The sequence below is a fragment of the Candidatus Polarisedimenticolia bacterium genome (assembly GCA_035764505.1).
Lineage (GTDB): Bacteria > Acidobacteriota > Polarisedimenticolia > Gp22-AA2 > AA152 > AA152.
Genome location: DASTZC010000232.1, coordinates 1 through 18388, shown reverse-complemented (window position 1 = coordinate 18388; position 18388 = coordinate 1). Strand labels below are relative to the sequence as shown.

Below are 18388 nucleotides of genomic sequence, written 5' to 3'. Positions count from 1 at the left end.
GGTCGGGTCCGCGGGCGAGGAAACAAGATGAATGAGCACCAACGTGGCGGCAAGATGCGTTGGAGCGGATACGGAAGCGGCGAAGCGTGCCTTCATGGGCGCTGAGGATAGCATCAAACATCGGGTGGCTTTTCAGGAAAGGAAAAAGCCGCCGGGGTCGTCTCCGGCGGCTTTGAAGATTCAGTCCGATTCCGGTCGTTCAGGGACAGTTGTGGAAGGTGCAGCTCGCGGGCGGGCAGCGCTCCATCAGGAGATTCTCCCTCACCTCGCACGGCAGCCCGGCACCGCAATTGCCGACGGCCGAGACCGTGGACCGGCTGGTGCCGCTGATGATCGGCTGACCGCCGCCCTCGAATGATCCCGATTGGGTCACCTGGATCCTGAGCGAGCAGTTGGGGGTCACGAAGAGATCCTGGGTGAAGTTCAAATCCACGTTCGAGCCGGTGACGAGCCCCGTGCCCGTCGCGATGGGCAGGCCGCAAGCGCTGAAAACGTGGGCATTCAGAATCGCATCGGACTGGGAGAGATCGACGACGCGCGGGTCCGCGAGCGAAGGGACGCGGGTGCCGCAGCTGTTGGAAGTCACGGTCGTGCTGGCGCGCCACACGCCGTCGACGCTGGCGGTGCCGCCCGATGGCGGCGTCCCTCCGCCTCCACCTGCGCCAGGGACGGGATGCATGGCGCCTACTCCATCGAACGTAGTTCCCGACACATCCTTTTTATCGGTATCGGCGCAGCCGATCGAAAGAAAGGTGAGAAGCAGCAGGGAAGAAACGGCCCCGGGAAATGCGAATCTCATGGCGGAATGCCTCCGAACGCGGGTCCATGGTGGATTTTCGATGTCCCCTTATACGCTCAGAATCCGCGCTGGGCAAGGAGAATTTGCGGTTGGGCCGATCGTTCCAGGGCGGGCGAGGAGACAAAAATACGGGGCTTACTGTACGGTGCCGCTCAAACGCCAAAATCGACGGTTATCGTGAAAACCACGGGAACAGGACTGCCTTCAAGCGTGGCGGGCATATAGGTCCATTCCTTGATGGCTTCCAAGGCAGCATGGGAGAGCATTGCATCATGGCTGGCGATGACGCGGGCTCCGTGGATGAGACCGTCCGTTCCGATGATTGCCTCGAGGGCAACACGGCCTCGAATGCCTGACTTCATCGCGGCTTCTGGATAGGCAGGCACGACCTTATGGGTAATGACAGGGAGCTTCACGGGGGGAAAGCCGAGGTAGAGGCGAGCTCCGCCGGCTTCGTCTATCCATTGAAGGGATGGCTTCCTCCCCTCGTTCGGTGGCTTGCCGCCCGAGCCGGCCTTCTCGAGCAGATAAGCTGGATTCCAGCGTGAGGAGACCTCCCGCTCAAGGCCGTGGAGATACAAGGTGTCCTTCGATGCCCCAGTGGCCTCCAGCCGTGTTCCAGCGCCGCTCCCATCCGGGAACTTGACGCTTATCTCGTGAGCACCGACCTCCAAGTTGATGTAGGCCGGGGTTCTTGCCACCTCCTGTCCGTCCACGACTATGGGAGCATCCAAAGCGGGCGACCAGACCAGGATGGAAGCTTCCTTGGGGTCCTCTGGAGGAAAGGAAACCTCAAGAAGCCGCAGGTTCCGATCCCTGGTGAAAACTCCGTCAGCTCCGATGTCAATCAGCTCGATTGATCCCTCGAGCCCGTCGGAGCTCAACACGCGGAACAGGCCGACGGCAAGGTCCAGTTCAAGCAGAACACCTATCTGACCAGGCTTGGCGCCCAGGAAGCTCCACTTCACGTCGGCAGGCCTTTCTTGTGGACCTTGGCGATGACTCCTGTCTGGGCCCACGTCGAATGGATCGGGAACGCCAAGGAGACGAGCGAAAAGAGCAGCAGCAGACATGGACGTCGTAGGCGGCTCATCGGATTGGCCCCAAGCCTTCGTCAATTGTCGAGGCCAGAAGCTGCGTTCGGAGCATTTCCTTCCTCCAAGCTGCGCCGGCCTGGCGTTGCGCGCAGTTCTATTACACCTCACAAGAGGTTCAGGGTGCGAGCGGTCTTCTGCCAGGCGGATGTCTGCGCACGCCCGCGGTGTGAGCGGCGCGGTCAGGAGAATGTCAGGTCAGTGCTTGGCGGGGGCGTGGCCACCGGCGTCGGGTGCGGGCTGTTTGGGTTGGAACATCGCCGCGGCCACCTCGTAATCGGTGGGAGCGGTGGCTCCGCTCATCCAGAAACAGCCCAGCTCGTACTCCGCACCTTGGGGAAGAACGAGCGTCGCGGACTGGGGCAGGTTTCCACTGAAGAGGTGCTGGGTGCTGCGGATGACCGCCACCACGGGCTGGCCGCAGGAGTTTCTCAAATAGGCTACCTTCAGGCACCCGGCCGTGTTCCGGGTCGGTCTGGCATCCCGTTGGAGGCATTTTCTCGCCTGCAGGTCGTCGGTCACCTGCGGGGGCGCCGCGACGGAAATCGCCCCCGGGACGGGACTCTCGACGGGCGGCCGGCAGCTGGATGCCTTCAGGACGTGCACCTCCGAATCCTTGACCTTGAAGCGCGTGACCTCTCCGTCGATCGACAGCGTATTGACCGGCGCATCCGAAGGATTCGGCAAGGCGATATGGTAGGCCCCTTCGTTTTCCTCGAGGTCGATACTCTCCTGGGGAGCCGTGATGACCTTCCTGGTCTTCATATTAATGAGCGCGGTCATCGAGAGCGAAGGAAGCTCGACCACCAGCTTCTCCTTGTTGTCGTTCGTGAAGAACCGGGCGTCCGGGACGACCGCGCCATCGACCTCGGCGCAGTAGTCGGAGCTCTCACGGCAGACCCACTCCGCCGCGGCGATCGAAACAGGAGCGAGAAGGCTCAGGGCCAGCAATCCCACCGCGATGGTCAGGGTATGTCGCAATTCAGGTCTCCCCGTGAAAAGTGTTTCCATGCTAGCAGGTGGGTCGACCACAGACAAAGGGATGCACATGCCGGGCTACGGCGTGGTGGGTGGCCCGTACGAGGTCATTCGCACCGCAGCGCGGCCACCGGATCCATGCGGGTGGCTCGCCGGGCGGGAAGGAGGCATGCGGCCAGGGATACGAGGACGAGGAGAATCGCGACCCCCGCCAGGGTCCACGGATCGTAGGCGCTGACCCCGAACAGGAAGCTTTCCAGCAGGCGTGTGGCGGCCAGCGCCGCGGCCAGTCCGAATCCGACCCCGATGCAGGCGAGTCGGAGGCCCTGGCCCACGATGATGCGGAAGATTTCCACGGGTCGCGCGCCCAGCGTCACGCGGACGCCGATCTCGCTCGTACGCTGGGTGACGGTGTAGGACATCACCCCATAGATGCCGACGGCGGCGAGGGCCAAGGCGATCCCGGCGAAGATCCCGATCAGCCAGGTGCGGAAGCGCGGCTGGGCGACCGAGGCGGCCATGTTCTCCTCCATGGTGCGCACCTTGACGAGCGGCTGGTCGGGGTCGATTTCCGCCACGGCGCTGCGAAGCGCCTGGACCTGGGCCAACGGCTCCCCGGCGCTCCGCAAGACGAGAGACAGCTGGAAAACGGGAAGCAGCTGATCCGCCTGCCGGAACGGCAGGTACATCTCCGCCTGCGGATCGAGCGCGAGTCCTTGACGCACGTCACCGACCACGCCCACCACCTCCATCCAGGGAACCTCCGCCTCGGGCGTCGCGCCGAGCTGAATCCACTGGCCCAGCGGGTTCACGCCGGGGAAGTAAGTCTTCGCCATCGTCGCATTAACGAGCACCACCGACCCTCTGCCATCCCGGTCGGCCGCCGTGAGGTGGCGGCCCCGGAGGAGCGGAACGCCGAGAGCTTCGAAGTATCCCGGCGTGACCGCGCGATAGCCTGCCGCGGTGAAGTCCTTCGGGGAACCCGGCGGCTTGCCCTTCACGTTGAAATGGAGCATCGAGCCGCCGCCGCTGACGGGAAGAAAGGAAGCAGCGGCCGCGGCACGCACGCCCGGAAGAGCACGCGCCCGCTCGATCAGCCGATCGTAGAAATCGTAGCGTCGCGCAGGCTCGGCATAGGTCGTCGGGGAGGCCGGGAGATCGACGACCAGGAGATGATCGGGCCGGAATCCCGGGGGAACGTCCTGCAGCCGGGAAAAGCTGCGCAGCAGCAGGCCCGACCCGACGAGCAGAACCATCGCAAAGGCAATCTCCATGATCACCAGGGCGCTCCGGAGACGATGCTGTCCGGGACCGCCGGTCGATCCGCGCGATCCTTCGTTGAGGGCTTCGCGCAAGTCGGGGGTCGCGGTGCGCAGGGCCGGGACGATGCCGAAGAGGATCCCCGCCAACAGGGAAACGCCGGCGGTGAATGCGAGGACCGAGGCATCCACACCGATGACGGCACCCTGGGGAATGCTGTCGGCGGCCATTTTGAGGAGCCAGCCGAGCGCCGCCCAGGCGACCGCCAGGCCGACGGTTCCGCCGGCGGCCGCGAGGAGGACACTCTCCGTGAGGAGCTGTCGGATCAAACGGCCTCGGCTCGCGCCCAGCGCGGTACGGACGGCGACTTCGCGGCCGCGCGTGGCGGCCCGGGCGAGCAGGAGATTCGCCAGATTGACACACGCGATCAGGAGCACGAAGCTCACGGCGCCCAGCAACAGGAGGAGTGCGGGTCGCTGGTCCTTGACGAGCTGGTCCTGCAGCCCGACGACATCGGCGCTCTTGTCGGTGTTGTAGAGAGGGTATTGCGTCTCGAGACGCTTGGCGATGCCGATCATCTCCTGGCGCGCCTGCTCCCGCGAGACTCCAGGCTTCAGCCGGGCGAGTGCGATGATACCCGGATGCCAATTCCTATCGTCGGGAAGTGTCGCGGCCCAGGGAGTGAAGGGAAGGAAGAAGTCGGCAGGCTGAAGGATCTGGAAGCCGGCGGGCAAGATCCCGACGACCGTGTAAGGCTGTCCGTCGAGGTTGACGGGCTTCCCGAGGATTTGCCGCGATCCGCCGAAACGGCGCTCCCAGAGGCCGTGGCTGAGGATCGCCACCGGTGCTCCGTTAGGCTTGTCCTCGTCCGCCAGAAAGGTCCGGCCCGCCTCGGCCCGCGCGCCCAGCATGTCGAAAAGCCCCGCGGTGACCATCCGGGCATTGAGGCGCTCGGGCTCGCCGGCGCCGCTGAGCGTCATGGTGGTCGCGCGGGTTGCCTCCATCGACTCGAAGCTGCGGCTCTGATCGCGCCAATCGACAAAATTCTGATACGACGTGCTGACCGTGGGATAGCTCGTCCTCTCGGCGACCAGGACGAGCCGCCCCGGGTCGCGATAGGGGAGAGGGCGGAGGAGCACTCCGTTGACGACGCTGAAGATGGCGGTATTCGCGCCGATTCCCAGCGCCAGGGTCAGGACCGCGATGGCGCTGAAGGTTGGACGGCTCAGGAGGAACCGGAAGGCGTAGCGCAAATCCCGAATCAGGTCGTCCATCTGCCCCCCTGGATTGCCAGGCCCGCTCTCTTGAACGCGTTGCCTCGAGAAAGGTTTCAGAGAAGTTCGGTACCGCCCCACCTCATCTTGTTCCTGATGGCGTTCGCGTCGTCAGCGACTCGGAGACACCCCCCTCCCGGGTTGACCCGAAGCCTCCCAGGAATAAGTTTCCTATTGGAGCGGGAGGGTTCACGGATGTTTTGTGAGCGCTGCGGGCGTTTCAGCATGTTCAAGAAGATGTGCTCGGATTGCGCGCTGGAAACATCCTTTCAGTCTCCCGGAGTGCCACCAAGAACGAAGCCGGCCCAGGTCGGAGAGGCCGTCACATCGCGCCATCGATTCATCCAGTCGCTGGCGTCCACCCTGGGCGCCCACGTGAAGACGAGCTGCAGGGTTTCGATCAACGTGAACGGGAAAACGGCCAGCTTCGATCTGGGCGACGGCATCACCGACAGCCTCGTCCGGCAGGTCGCCGATCAGACGAAGCTGTCGTTGGAAGAGGCGCGGGCCCTGCTGCAGGCCCAGGGGTCGCCGGAGCGCCTGATGGAAGTGGGGAAAAAGATCGCCGAGTCGCACCATCTCGGCCTTGTGAAGTGTCCCGCCTGCGCGCAGGACGTCCCTCCCGGAAAGTTCTGCTCGCAGTGTGGCCGCTCCCTGGCCTGAGCCTCTCGAAAGCCAACCCATGAAGGAAAGCCGTCGGGGTCTCCGACGGCTTTCTTGTTTCAACCGGTGACGCCAGGAAGCGCCAGCCTAAGGGCAGCCCTCGAACACCTGGAGAGGCCTTCCGCTCGGCACCGCGGCGGGAATCCGATTGCAGAATTCCTCCACTTTCGGGTCGAACAGGCCGTTACGCACGAAATCGACCAGGTCCTGGAATTCCCGATCCGAGAGCTTGATCTGCCCCCGGAGCAGCGGGTCGATGCCCGACTTCAGAATTCCCATGAAAGGACCCACGTGGAGATCCGAAGGCAGGTCGTTGGCGACCGGGTCGTAATGACGCAGCGAGTCTTCCGGGTCCAGGTGATGGGCGATGGCCGCCTCCAGGCTTCCGAAAGCGCCGTTGTGGAAGAAACCGGGAGCAACCCTGAGGTTCCTGAGCGGCGCGGTCCGGAACATATAGCGCTTGGCTGAATCGCCTTCCGTCTGCTCGAAGCCGAAGTCTTCGTCCTCTCCCGGTCCGTCGAAGATGGTGTCTCCCGCTCCGATCCCGAAGGCCGGGGCGACCTGCGGGCCGCCGATCCGGTGGGCGCTGAAATCGCTGAACATCTCGTTGGACTTGCCCGAGACAGCATGGCACGAAACGCACCGGGCCCTGCCGAAAAAGAGGAGCGCGCCGCGCTTCTGGGCGTCGGTCAGGGCCCACGTTTCTCCGCGGGCGTAATGATCCAGCGGGGCGTCGGCTGCGGTCAGGCTGGCCTGGAACTCGGCGACGGCGAGCCGGCGCATCTCGATGGTGATCCCGCCGGGCGCCAGCGGCACGCCGCCGTTGAACGCCCGCGCGAACAAATCGAGGTAAGCCGGCACGGCATTGAGCCGCGCGTTCACTACTGCCTGGATGGGGAAATTGTGGAAACCGGTTTCGTCCGGAGCGGGTAGGGCCTGTCCGAGCCCGTCGTCGAACTGGTAGTGACGTGGACCGAAAGGACCCGGATTGGCGGCGATGCCGCTAAAGCCGGCCATCTCCACCAGCTCGGTCGAAGGGAGCGAGCCCTGAGCGGAAAGCAGCGTCGGCATGCCGGTCACGATGTTCTCGGGAGGCGGGAACTTGAACCCGAGGGGCGAGTTGAAGGGGTCGCCCGAGATCGCCGTGAAGCGGGGCGTCCACATCAGCGCCGGATAGAAGATCGTGTTCGATGCCAGGGGCGAACGCCGCTGGTTGCGGGGGCCCATCCGGTGGGGACCTACGATGCCGTTGTTCTGGACGCCGATGGCCATCCGTTGGGAATCGCCGAACCCGAAGGCCGGCGAATGACATCCGGCGCAGGAATTGTCGTCATGCAGCCCCAGGATCTTGTCGAAGAAGAGCATGCGGCCGAGATTGGCTCGGGGCGCGTCGATCGGCCGGCCCAGCCGCGTTTCCAGGGTCGATTCGATGCGTCCGGTGAATCCGGCTCTCTCGAGCGCGCGCGTCAGCTCGCGGTCGAGGCTCACCTCGCTCCCATTCGTGCTATCGGCGCTTGCGGCGTAGATTCCCAGGGCGCCGCCGACGATCGAGGTCAAGGCCCAACAGATTGCCATCCATCGTGAGAATGACTTCGCAGGCAGGGGTCTGGCCACGTACACCTCCCTTTTCGAGAGGTCCTTTCATTTCATGCTCCCCGAAAATAACCGGATCCCCGATCAGGAGGCTTGTTCGAGGCGTCTGACCTCGGTAACTGCTGAGTCCCGGGCTCCCTTCCGGGAGGAAACGCACAGGATCCTTACGGAGGGACTCTCGGCTTGGGGGTCAATCGGAACGGGGTAGTACATCGATCATCCAGACTCGACGCGGACGACCGCGGGAAAGGACCCAATGGAAGAAATCCGGGATTCAAAACTGCTCGCTCGCGGCAATATACCCCTGGAATCGCTGCCGACCAAGAAGGCGGGACGCTTTCTGTGGAGTTTTCCTCGTTTTAGCGGTCGCCTCGCAAGCTCCTTGTCTGGAATCCGACGGCTGACGGAACTATCGCGATTCGTTCCACGATCACATGATGGAGTCGGGCCTGATCGCCTGGATAACGGCCATTACATTTCCTTCGCTGTCCTTGAACCAGGCCGCCTTGGCGCCGCCGCCCGTGTAGATACCGTCATTTCCGCCCTTCATGCCCGGCATGTCGTACTCCTCGAATTGCACGCCGCGGCGCTTCAGCTCCGCCACCTCGCGCTCGATGTCCTCGACCTGCCAGAAAGCCTGGCTCGCCCTGGATGTGCCCGCGTTCGTCGTGCCGTCCGACCGATGAAGCACGGTGGTGGGAGTGGGCGTCAGGAGCCGAAGCGGACGATCTGGTTGCCGACCGGCATCTCCTTTTTGCGGGACTCGGCCCGATCGACGGGAGGCTCCCAGGTCCCTGCCTTGCCTTGCTCCTCCGTCTCGTGTCCGAGAAGCTCGTAGGAATCGATGACGAACGGCAGCCCTTCTCCGGTCAACGGGGCGGCCTTCGTGGACAGCTGGAAGTGCAGGTGCGGCCCGACGGCGTTCCCGGTGTTGCCGACATGGCCGATGAGCTGCCCCCGGCGGACCTTCTGGCCCGCACGAACCGGGATGTCGTTCTGCAGGTGGGCGTACAGGGCGTAGCGCCCGCCGCCGAGATCGAGCACGACATGGTTCCCGGCTGCCAGGTCGAGAGTGTTGGGCAGATTCGCATTGCTGAGATCGTTCTCGGGAACGTCGGTCTTGACCAATTTGACCGTCGCATCGGCCACGGCAATCGCCTCCTGGCCGTAAGAGGCGAAATCGGCATTGTGCGTCCCGTCGCCATGCAGAGTCTTCCCATCGGGTCCGTATTTGTCCCAGTCGGTCGCGAAGCGCTGTCCGATTCCCATCTCCCCGTTGATGACCATCAGGCCGCGCCGGTGAAATGACTCGTTGCCGATCCAGCGCGCCACCCATCCCTGGCCTTTGAGAGGAGGTCCGATGGTCACTGCGGGCGCCCCGACGTCGACGGGGCCGCCTTCGAGGATCCGTTGGACGACATTGTTTCCCGGATTGACCGCACGGATCAGAAGCCGGTGCCGGAGGCGCGCGGGCACGGGTGAGGCGGGGTCGATCGGGATCCAGAGAAAGGCCACGGTGCGTGTCCCGGGGGCGATCGAGCCCTTGTCCTCAGGCTCCTGCGGGAGGCCTGGATGGGACAGGAGCGCTCCCAATTCATCGCCCTGATATTGCGCCAGCACTTTCCCGTCGGGAGCGTCGGAGAGGACCTCGAGCCGCTGCAGGGAGAGATCTCCGGGAAAGAGGCTGCAAACGTGCAATTCGTAGGCGAGGACGGTCTTTCCCTCCGCCCGGAAAGGGTTCGGATGGACCGGAATCTCCAGCGCCACCGGCAGTGTCGGATTCACCGAAGGCAGCGTCAGCTGGTACAGCTGGTCATGAATCTTCTGGTACCGCGTGTCGCCCTTCAGCGTCGTGATGTCGGGATCGGTACTGAACAAGGTGTAGTTCGGGAACCCCGACTCCATGGCGCGGCCCAGCCATTCAAAAGCCTTCTCCCGGTCCTTCAGCCGCGCGTAAGCGCGCCCGATCCGGAAACGGACGCCCGATTGCATCATCGGCATTCCGGCCAGCAGGGGATCGGCCTTCTTCAGGACCTCGATGGCCCGCGCTGCGTCTCCCATCTCCCACAGCGACAGTCCCCACTGATAAAAGGCGGTGCCATTGTCGGGCTCCTGTCCCGTCACGGCCTCGTAGGCCTTCGCAGCCTCGGCAAATCTGCCCGCTTTGTAAAGGGCCGCCGCGTCGCGCATGGCCTGGGAATCGGTCTGCGCGGGAGCCCAGGCCGGATAGAGCAGCATCAGCACCACCAACGCCACGACAAATCGCTTCATAAGCTTCTCCTTCAGGACACGCCGGCTTCCGGCGGATTCGTTGTCAATGGTGCAGCCTTTGTAATCCCTGCCGGATTGGTCCGCTATCGGAATCCTGCTCGGTCCCATCAGCTCCTCCGATTCTCCGGCGAGGCGCGGGGGATGTTCCTGAGCTTGACGCCGAGCCGCCAGCTCCACCTCGCCTCCTCGGGGCGGTAGCAGACCTTGGCGTCGCAGGCCTGATACCGGAGCGTTCCCGGGATCTCGAATTCCTGGTATTGCTCCGGTGCTTCCTGCAGGGAGGAGAGGAACTTGCGGCTGCGCCCGGGAACGATCAGATCCACGGAGACGCGCAGGTGTTTCTCGTAAACCGGAACGCTCTCGTGGATGACGGGAATCTCCAGGACCCGCGGCGCGGGATAAAGGGGCGGCCGGGTCTCGAATGGCGCCGGGGGCTCCAGGCGAAGCTCGAGAGGCAGGTACTTTTCGACGCCGGGCGCATAGACGTGCACGCCGTGCGGCAGGGAGATCTCCACGAACAGCGTGACGCGATTACCGGGAGCCGCGATGCGATCCGACTGCCCCGGCTGCGCGGTCAGGTGGCGCGAGCGCACGCGGCTCCCGGCGGAACCGCCCGGGTACAGGCTCCCCAGGACGTTGTTCGGAGTGTGGCGGTCGGAATAGATCGCCTCGAAGAACTTCGCGGTGATCCGCCCCTCGCGATCGATCACGAAGTAGCCGGGATAGGCCATGTCCTTCGGCGCGCTCCCGTCGCCCGCGCGATTGAAATCGGAATTGTCGGGGTCGAGGACGTCGAAGGCGCGAATGATTTCCGAGCCGGGATCGGCCAGCAGCGGATAGTCGATGTGCTGCGTTGCGGCGAATTCCACGAGCGTCGCAGGGGAATCGTAGGTCACCGCGGCCAGGCCGAGGCCGCGGCGGCGGAACCGCTGCTTCGCCTCCTGCAGCTCGACCAGCTGCACTTTGCAATAAGGTCACCAGTCCGCCGAACGGACGAAGAGGAGCACCAGCCCTCTGGGGCCGACGAGCGATTCGAAGCTTGACGGCCGTCCCGATTGATCCGTGGCATGGAAGGCCGGCACGTGGGCCCCGAGGGGCAGGCCCCGTGGCTCGACCAGGACCTCGGGCCCGACCTGCGGGCGGGAAACCGCCGGCGGGGAGAACAGGAGCAGCCCGGCGAGCGCCGCGACCACTCTCCGGCCCCGGCGATCGTGGCTTCCCGGTCGATTCATGGAGCCTTTCCCCCCGGAGCCATCATGATCATGAAAGCGTGAGGGCCCGGGTAAGCGATGAACGGCAGACCGCCCGAGCCGTCTCCTGTCGAGCCGATGTCTTCGTTGGTCAGGTTGGGGGCGTAGAACATGACGTGCGGAGGAAAGATCCTGGTCCTGCCGGTGGAAGGATCGAAATCGAGGTTGCCGTCGGAGAGCATGTAGGCCATGCCCGGTCGCCGCGGCGCGACGTAGCGTCCCGTGCGAAACCCCTCGGCAATCTCCGCCTCGATGGCCGGCAGGGGAACGCCTTTCGCCAGCAGCTCTCCGACCCGAAGCACCTTCGGCAGTATCGTCGCCGTGCCTTCAGCATCGTAACAGGTCGGCTTGCGGGAGAGCGGGTGATCGCGATTGACGATGCAGGTGAAGCCGTTCGTGCCGGGGCGAACCTGCACGAAGCCTTCCTTGTCGAACGCGTAGACGCCCGCTCCCTTGCGCAGGTGGGCGGGAGCGGCGCTCAGCGCCAGCTTCACCTCGGCATCACGCTCGAGAACCTCGGGACGTGCCGCCGCGGGGCCGGCGGGAGACCCCAATCTGGGCGAAGCCGCCAGAAGAAGCGGAAGGAAGCAAAGGCGGGCCAGTCTTCGAGGTTGTCTCATGGCAATCCTTATACGCGCCCGGAAACCGGGGCGCTGTCAGAATCCTGCTCGGATCGAACCGGCGGGAGAAGGGCGGAACCTGGACGGGGGGATGCCGAACTCGCGGCGAAAGGAGTGGGAGAAATGGCTGTGGCTCGAGAAGCCGAGCTCGAAGGCGAGACCGCTGAGGTCCTTTTCCCCGCGTCCCAGCGCCTCGACCGCGGCGCGCAGCCGCAGCCGCGTCAGGTACCGGTGAATCGATTCCCCGGTTTCCTCGCGGAACACGCGGCAAAGATGGAAGGGGCTCGTTTCCAGCTCCTTTGCAAGGCGCGCCAGGCGGACCGGCTCCCGGAAGGTCCGCCCCAACAGGCGACGGAGGTCCTCGGCCAGATCGCGGCGCACGCTTCGCCGGCCCGGCGGCGGTGGAGGTCCCACGGAAAAGCTGGCGGCAACGATGTCATCGGCCACCTGCAAGGCGGCTTCCTCCGCCCGTACCGGATCGGCCCCGCCGCCGGCTAGCAGCCGATCGAGGAGCCGCCGATAGCGGACAAAAGCCCGGTTCGGACAGGGCCCGGCCGGCAATGGGAAGGGAGCCTTGGCCGGCTCGCTCAAATCGGGCCGGTACCTCGACACGATTTCCCGCAGGACATCCTCCCGGAGAATGAGCGAGGTTCCGTGATCGCCGCACCCGCAGGGGTGCCGGGTCTGATAGGCCTCGAAAGAATTGAGGAAGGCGACTTTCATCGGATCGACGAGAACGCTGCCACGCGGAGAGTGAAGCTCGTAGGCGCCGCCGTGGACAAATCCGATGACGCTCCAGAATTGCCGGCGCTCCCCGGTGAGCCCGGTCGCGGTCTCCCGGCAGCACCAGCGGTTCAGGCGTACGAGCTGGCCGTCGAAAAGCCACTGGATATCGATTCCGGCGACATCCTTCGACGTCGACCCGAGGGGTGCGGGCCTGACCGGCAGCGAGGGTTTCATTCGTAAGCCTGATACGGACCGATGGGGCGAATGTTGCATGTCCAGGCATCGATGGGGCGGGCGAGTCAGCGAGGCCTCGGGCGCTTGGAGTAGATCCGCCGGCGGGCGGAAAGAAGCGAGCGGCGGGCGCGGGTCAGGGGAAGGTAATACGTAAGCTCAGAGACCGCTCTTCGGGATCGGCTCGCAGCGTCGCGGAGACCTGCTCCCTGCGGCCGAGGAAAGCATCGTGGATGAATACTGAGATGAAATTGCCGATTGCGGCCCCCGCCAGAACATCCGAGGGGTAATGCCTCTCCCCCTCGACGCGCGCCCAGGCGGTGCCGGCGGCCAGCGTGGTGAACAGGATCTTCAGGGAGGTCCGGCCGCTGCCGGGGAGATCCATGGCATCCAGGTTCCGCAAGCTCATCCCGTTGTATGCGAAGGCGCGGGTGCTGTGCCCCGAGGGAAAGGAATGAGTGTCGGTTTCGTCCGGTCGCTCGCGGCTGATGCTCTCCTTCATGAGGTTGGTGACGCTGGAAGCCGACCAGACGCCGCCCTCCTCGACCAGGAGACGCTCGAACCGGGAGCGCCAGGGGTAGCTTCCTCCGGGGACTGCCAGCGCGGTGCCCAGCATCGCCAGGGCGCACAGCGAGCGCAGGTCGTCGCTGGCGGCTTTGGCATGGTCGACGGACCCGAAGACAGGCGTGTTCTCGACCGCCCAGCTCGAGATCTTGCTGTCCCACCCCGCGGCGGCGATGACGGCCGCGCCCGCGGCGCCCCCCCAGGTGATCGGATCACGAAGGCCATTCAGGGAGGCGGTCTTCCATCGAGGCCCGCTCGGCCACAGTGGGAGGTCCGCGTCGCCTTCCTTGCGAATCGGGGTTGTGGCGCAGCCGGCGAGACCAAGCAGCAATATGACCGTGAGGCATCTCGCCGGCCGATCCATGCCGGGAGGCCGATTGAGGAAGCTCATCACACGACCCCGGTCCCAGTGGTTGCAGACGTCTGCCTGTGAGACGCCTCGAACGGACCGGATCCTTCGCGAGAAGGCCGCCGCCTCAGTCCGTCTCGATCCGCTCCGCCGGCTTTTGGTGGCTTCGCGCTCGTGCGATCCAGTGGGTGTAAAGAGGGACCAGCGCGAGTAATGCGAGGGTCACCGAAGAGGCAGGCAGGGTCCCCAAGGCCAGACCGCCTTTTTCGACCGGCTTCGTCAGGAGATCGCCAAAGGTGGCCCCGAACGGCCGCGTGAAGACGAACGCGATCCAGAACAGCGCGATTTGGTTGATGCGAGTGGCGTAATGAAGGAGGACGACCAGGCCGATGATCCCCGCGGTGACCAGCGCACCTCCCCGGTAGCTCAGATCCAGATCATCGCTCAGGAAATCTCCGAAAGCGGTGCCCAGGCTGTTGGAGAAGAGCACCGCGATCCAGTAGAGCAGCTCCTTTTCCCTCTCGAAAATCGGATAGACCTCGAGGTTTCTCTCCTGAAGGTACCAGACGGCGAGAGAGCCCAGAAGACAAGCAAGCAGGGGGCCGAGCCGGCGGTGTACCCGAGCTTGAAGGCTCGATCGAGGAGGTCGGAAACCTCCGTCCCGACGGTCGTGGTCCCGATGATGACCGCCCAGTGGAAGCACCCTCGAATCGCCCGGCTGGAGCCTCGAATCAAGATCGGCGCGCCAGGAACAGGCGTTTTGCCTTAAGATGAAGCCATGTGCAAACTTGGGATTCTTCCGAAGGAGAGAAGGGCATGATGAAACGAAAGGTGGTCTGGCCGTTGGCGCTGGCGGCGGTCGCCCTGCTGGCATCGTGGACGGGAGTCAGGGCGGCGGAAGGCAAGAAAGAGGAGAGCGAGCCGTTCAAGCGGCTCACCGTGGATGACGTGGCGAAGCGCGTGGGAAGTCCCGGGGTGCTCATTGTTGATGGCAACAATGACGATGTTTATCGCGACGGCCACCTTCCCGGAGCCGTTCATCTGCTGAGCCAGAACATCAAGGAAGGCGTGCTTCCCCCCGACAAGAGCGCGCCCATCATCTTCTACTGCCACAGCGAAAAGTGAATGGAGTGCCACAAGGCGGCCCGGCGGGCCGCTGAGCTCGGCTACAAAGACCTCTACATCATGCCGGCCGGAATCGTGGGATGGACCAAGGCGGGCAAGCCCGTGGTCAAGGGGGACAAGCCGAGCTGAGACGAAATCATCGGCTCTAATAACCAAAGGCCGTCGGAGATGCTCCGACGGCCTTTTGATTTCGGGGCGGGTTACTGTGCGGCGAGGAGTTTCCTGCCGATCTCAGCGAGCTCCGCTTCCAGCGCCTCGCTTTCGGTGCCTCCCTGCGCCAGATCCTTGCTTCCGCCGCCGCGTCCGCCAAGCCTGGCAAGGACCTCTTTCATCAGGGCTCCCATGTCGAAAGGCTGCCCAGGAGACTGCGCGAAAACGAGCGCGGCGGGACCGGCGCCGCTCGCCAGGAGCGCGACGACGCTGTCCGTTCCGCGCGTGCATTTCTGGGCCAGCAGGCGGATGAAGGCCTGGTCCCGGTCGAGAAACAGGCCGGTCACGACTTTACGTCCGTTCGCGGCGGGCGCCTCCGCCACAAGATGGCGCGCCAGGTGCCCGGCCAGCTCTTCCAGAAGCCGTTCCTGCGACTTGCGCGCCGTCTTCGCGTCGTCCTGGAGCTTGCGGAGATGCTGAGGGAGATCCCAAAGGTGCGCGGAGCACAGCTCCGCCGCTTCGGACAAGGCCTGGTAATCCCGCCGGGCGGTGGCTACGGCCCTTTGCCCACAGACGAACTCCAGGCGGACGGTCTGCCGGACCTTCTCGGTCCTGCGCAGCAGAATGCAGCCGATCTGTCCCGTGTTGCGGACATGGGTTCCCCCACATGCGGTCAGGTCGAAGTCCTGGATCGCGATCAATCTCAAGCGAGCCTTGCCGGCCGGCGGAATCTTCCTCAGGCCCAGCTGCAGCGCTTCCTCCTGAGTCACATACCGGATCCCGACCGGCAGGTTCTGCAGGATGATCTGGTTGGCCAGCTGCTCGGCGGACTGGAGCTGTTCCGCCGACAGCTCTCTGGTGTCGAGATCGATGGTGCATGACTCATCGCCCATGTGGAAGGAGACCGTCGGCGCGTCGAACAGGCGTATGAATGCGGCGGAGAGGACATGCTGGCCGGAGTGCTGCTGGATATGGTCGAGCCGCCGGGCTGCATCGACCTTGCCAAGGACGCGCATCCCCTGGCCAAGGCCGGCCGCACTCTCTACGACATGCAGGACCGCTCCATCCTCCCGATCGGCTACGTCGATGACCGCGCACCGGGTGGCTTCGCCAGACCCGCCGGATGGGGCAATCCACCCCGTATCGAAGACCTGGCCCCCGCTGGTGGGATAGAAGGCGGTGCGGTCGAGGATGACGGCCGACCGCCCGCTTCCCGGCAAGGCGAGGATCTCGGCTATCGCGCCATCGAATTCGTACAGGAAGCTGTCGTCGTAATAGAGCCGCTCGGTCATCGCGGTGCCTCCGGTGAGAGTCTCGCCGGATCGCGGGGTCCCGGTCAATCCTTCAGAGAGGGGAGGCCGAGCGTCTTAGGAGTCGGCCGGCACGCCTCGAGCGGCTTGTCATCCTTGCCGCGCCAGATGCGCCGTGCCAGCCCCGCCGGATGAATCGTCTCTTCGAGCAGGGCGACGATCACGCTCTTGTCGCAGTCCTGCGTCGCCAGGACGGCTTCCTGATGCTCGTCCTTTCGTGGATCGATCCACACGTCGACCTTGTCCTCGTAGCGTGCCTGACCGCGCCCATCGATCGGAATCCCGCACTGCCGCATGAACTGATCGAGCAGCGCCAGCGCCTTGCCTTCGTCTCCCTGCGTGGCGATCGCGAGCTGGTAGCGGGCGACGGCCGCGCGGCGATCCGCCGGCGTGCTCAACGGCACGACCTGGGGCTCGATCCGGTAGGAGAGGGGGGAGCCGACGTCGAAGGCGCGGGAAATCGCATTGCGCCGAGCCACCAGCCGGCTCGCCATGACCTGTTGCTGGAAGTCGGGCCACCGGGTGGCGGCTACGGCTGCCAGGATGTCCTGAAGTGGCAGGTCGATAATCTTGCGCGCCATCCACACCGCATCCGCATAGGTCACGTGATCGAAAGCCTTGGGCAGGTAGAGGACGTTCGCCGTGAATTTCACCTTGCCGCCGCGCCGGCGCACGTAAGCATCCCCGATCTTCAGCAGGTTCGGATTGCCGGAAATCTTGAGAGTCCCGAGCGAGGCCCCCATATCGTGCATGTACTCGACGTAGGTCGAGGAATGGCGATCGATGATGCCCCGGTTGTTGTCGTCTTTGACGTCTTTGTTCTGGATCCAGTAGCTGAGCACCGCAAGACCGCGCTTGACCCGATCCTCGAGTGCGCCCGCAGAGCTCATGGGACCGGCCCCCAGGCTCTGGATCTCGCCGGCCTCCGGCTCGAGCGAAACTTGCGATTCGTTGAAGGTCACAAACTCGCGGCCGAGAAGGGTTTTCTTCTTGATCGCGAGGGAAGCGAACGGCTCCTCTTGCAGGACCTTTTCCGTGATGACGCCGTGTCCTGCGACATGGGTGGAGACGTCGAAGTGGTAGGTGGATTTGAGCAGGCAGCTCTTCAGCTGATCCAGGCTCGCGATCTGCTTGCAAGGCTCGTCGGCGTCGCCGTGATCCTGTTCCTGCAGCACGAGCACCAGATCGCGAGGGCCTCCCTTGTTGGTATAGAGAGGGTCTGCGTACTTTCCTCCCAGCTCGACATAGAGGTGATTGGCGAGCGCCTCGGTCTGGACTTCCTCGCCCCACTTGACCTTCCACCTGATCCCGTAGAGATCCCGGGCGTCGATCTTCGGGGAGGTGGCTTTCTTCCGGATCCTCTCGAAGACGAGCACCCGGCGTGCCCGATCCAGCGAGTAGGGAGCGTCCAGCGCGCGGCTGACTCGGCTCTCGACGCGCTCTTCGAGAGCCGTCCACGCGGTTCCGTGCCGGGTCTTCAGTTTCTGCAATTCGTCGCCGGTATACCAGAGAAAGCTGTCGCTTCGGACATCCAGCCGCGATACCTGCTCCGAGGTGAGGCCCGCGAGCTGGGCCGGGTCTCGATAGGTCTTGCCGGTCGCCGGGTCCTGGAGATTGGCCGCCTCGAGCTTCGCCTCGGCCTCGGTGAGCGGCCGGCTGCGCTCCTCCGGCGACAGGTAAGGGAGCTTCAAGGAGAGATTGCCCAGAACGCCGAAGACGCCGGAGAGTTTCCCCGCCTTGCGCTGACCCTGGAGCTCGCTGCGCAGGCTGTAGAGCATCGACTTGATCGCCGGAAAGGAGGCCGCCTTGGCCGCCTCATCGCCGGACGCCGCGATCGCCGCAAACTTCTCGAGCGCCCCGTTGACGGCGCCGGCCATGGTCTCGAGCTCCTCCCGATCGTCGCCGTCGGCTGCCTGGGACTGGGTTCTCAAGCCAGCCAGATCGCTCCGGACCATCTCGATGAGAGCTTCGAGTCCCGCATCCGAGTACGCCACGGACACCCCGTGGGCCTCGAGCTCCCGATCGAAGTGCTCGATCTCGGTAAGCGCCGCCCCGGCCGGGCAGGACGACAAGATCAGCACCAGTAGGACCGCACCGGAGCGCAGATTCCGCATCGCTTTCACAATCCTTA

20 protein-coding genes are annotated in these 18388 nt (G+C 64.6%); 3 read left to right on the top strand and 17 right to left on the bottom strand.

Features of this window, described 5'->3' with window-relative positions; all coding sequences use genetic code 11:
• Positions 1 to 199: 199 nt before the first annotated feature.
• The 5 genes from VFW45_15535 to VFW45_15515 form a co-directional block, all read right to left on the bottom strand.
• Positions 200 to 799: a hypothetical protein gene (locus VFW45_15535; GenBank protein HEU5182196.1), complete on the bottom strand. Its 600-nt coding sequence runs from the start codon at positions 797 to 799 to the stop codon at positions 200 to 202.
• A gap of 152 nt (positions 800 to 951) precedes the next feature.
• Positions 952 to 1767, bottom strand: a complete 816-nt coding sequence (locus VFW45_15530) for an energy transducer TonB (GenBank protein HEU5182195.1) — start codon at positions 1765 to 1767, stop codon at positions 952 to 954.
• Complete coding sequence (locus VFW45_15525; GenBank protein ID HEU5182194.1) at positions 1764 to 1892, bottom strand: hypothetical protein; 129 nt, start codon at positions 1890 to 1892, stop codon at positions 1764 to 1766. Before VFW45_15525 ends, VFW45_15530 begins: the two co-directional genes overlap by 4 nt.
• Before the next feature lie 199 nt (positions 1893 to 2091).
• Positions 2092 to 2874 carry a hypothetical protein gene (locus VFW45_15520; protein ID HEU5182193.1) on the bottom strand — a complete coding sequence of 261 codons (783 nt, stop codon included), beginning with the start codon at positions 2872 to 2874 and terminating at the stop codon, positions 2092 to 2094.
• A gap of 104 nt (positions 2875 to 2978) precedes the next feature.
• Entirely contained in the window at positions 2979 to 5405 is a 2427-nt protein-coding gene (locus VFW45_15515; GenBank protein HEU5182192.1) for an ABC transporter permease, read from the bottom strand.
• Between the two features lie 225 nt (positions 5406 to 5630).
• On the opposite strand from VFW45_15515, the gene VFW45_15510 reads away from it, so the two are divergent.
• Positions 5631 to 6068, top strand: coding sequence for a hypothetical protein (locus VFW45_15510; protein HEU5182191.1), 438 nt, complete (start codon positions 5631 to 5633; stop codon positions 6066 to 6068).
• 87 nt (positions 6069 to 6155) lie between these two features.
• Here the strand turns inward: VFW45_15510 and VFW45_15505 are convergent, their stop codons facing one another.
• The 10 genes from VFW45_15505 to VFW45_15460 form a co-directional block, all read right to left on the bottom strand.
• Positions 6156 to 7643: a cytochrome c peroxidase gene (locus VFW45_15505; GenBank protein ID HEU5182190.1), complete on the bottom strand. Its 1488-nt coding sequence runs from the start codon at positions 7641 to 7643 to the stop codon at positions 6156 to 6158.
• Positions 7644 to 8091: 448 nt separating this feature from the next.
• Positions 8092 to 8352, bottom strand: a complete 261-nt coding sequence (locus VFW45_15500) for a hypothetical protein (GenBank protein HEU5182189.1) — start codon at positions 8350 to 8352, stop codon at positions 8092 to 8094.
• Positions 8353 to 8369: 17 nt separating this feature from the next.
• Positions 8370 to 9932, bottom strand: coding sequence for a peptidoglycan DD-metalloendopeptidase family protein (locus VFW45_15495; GenBank protein ID HEU5182188.1), 1563 nt, complete (start codon positions 9930 to 9932; stop codon positions 8370 to 8372).
• 107 nt (positions 9933 to 10039) lie between these two features.
• A complete protein-coding gene (locus tag VFW45_15490) occupies positions 10040 to 10894 on the bottom strand; it encodes a redoxin domain-containing protein (GenBank protein ID HEU5182187.1) in 855 nt (284 codons plus the stop codon).
• Between the two features lie 12 nt (positions 10895 to 10906).
• Entirely contained in the window at positions 10907 to 11164 is a 258-nt protein-coding gene (locus VFW45_15485) for a hypothetical protein (protein HEU5182186.1), read from the bottom strand.
• A complete protein-coding gene (locus VFW45_15480) occupies positions 11161 to 11802 on the bottom strand; it encodes a hypothetical protein (protein ID HEU5182185.1) in 642 nt (213 codons plus the stop codon). Before VFW45_15480 ends, VFW45_15485 begins: the two co-directional genes overlap by 4 nt.
• A gap of 36 nt (positions 11803 to 11838) precedes the next feature.
• Positions 11839 to 12762 (bottom strand): AraC family transcriptional regulator, encoded by a 924-nt coding sequence (locus tag VFW45_15475; GenBank protein ID HEU5182184.1) that lies wholly within the window; start codon positions 12760 to 12762, stop codon positions 11839 to 11841.
• A gap of 133 nt (positions 12763 to 12895) precedes the next feature.
• Complete coding sequence (locus VFW45_15470; protein HEU5182183.1) at positions 12896 to 13714, bottom strand: phosphatase PAP2 family protein; 819 nt, start codon at positions 13712 to 13714, stop codon at positions 12896 to 12898.
• A gap of 85 nt (positions 13715 to 13799) precedes the next feature.
• Positions 13800 to 14162: a hypothetical protein gene (locus tag VFW45_15465; protein HEU5182182.1), complete on the bottom strand. Its 363-nt coding sequence runs from the start codon at positions 14160 to 14162 to the stop codon at positions 13800 to 13802.
• The gene (locus VFW45_15460; GenBank protein ID HEU5182181.1) at positions 14117 to 14407 is read right to left on the bottom strand and encodes a hypothetical protein; all 291 of its coding nucleotides are present in this window, start codon (positions 14405 to 14407) and stop codon (positions 14117 to 14119) included. The genes VFW45_15465 and VFW45_15460 overlap by 46 nt, the downstream gene beginning before the upstream one ends.
• A gap of 81 nt (positions 14408 to 14488) precedes the next feature.
• Between VFW45_15460 and VFW45_15455 the strand changes: the two genes are divergently transcribed.
• Positions 14489 to 14797 (top strand): rhodanese-like domain-containing protein, encoded by a 309-nt coding sequence (locus VFW45_15455; protein ID HEU5182180.1) that lies wholly within the window; start codon positions 14489 to 14491, stop codon positions 14795 to 14797.
• Entirely contained in the window at positions 14798 to 14926 is a 129-nt protein-coding gene (locus tag VFW45_15450; protein ID HEU5182179.1) for a hypothetical protein, read from the top strand.
• A 71-nt stretch (positions 14927 to 14997) separates the two neighbouring features.
• On the opposite strand, the gene VFW45_15445 is transcribed toward VFW45_15450, so the two are convergent.
• A complete protein-coding gene (locus VFW45_15445) occupies positions 14998 to 16239 on the bottom strand; it encodes a DHHA1 domain-containing protein (GenBank protein ID HEU5182178.1) in 1242 nt (413 codons plus the stop codon).
• Positions 16240 to 16283: 44 nt separating this feature from the next.
• The coding region (locus VFW45_15440) for a hypothetical protein (protein ID HEU5182177.1) at positions 16284 to 18388 on the bottom strand (2105 nt) is incomplete at its 5' end.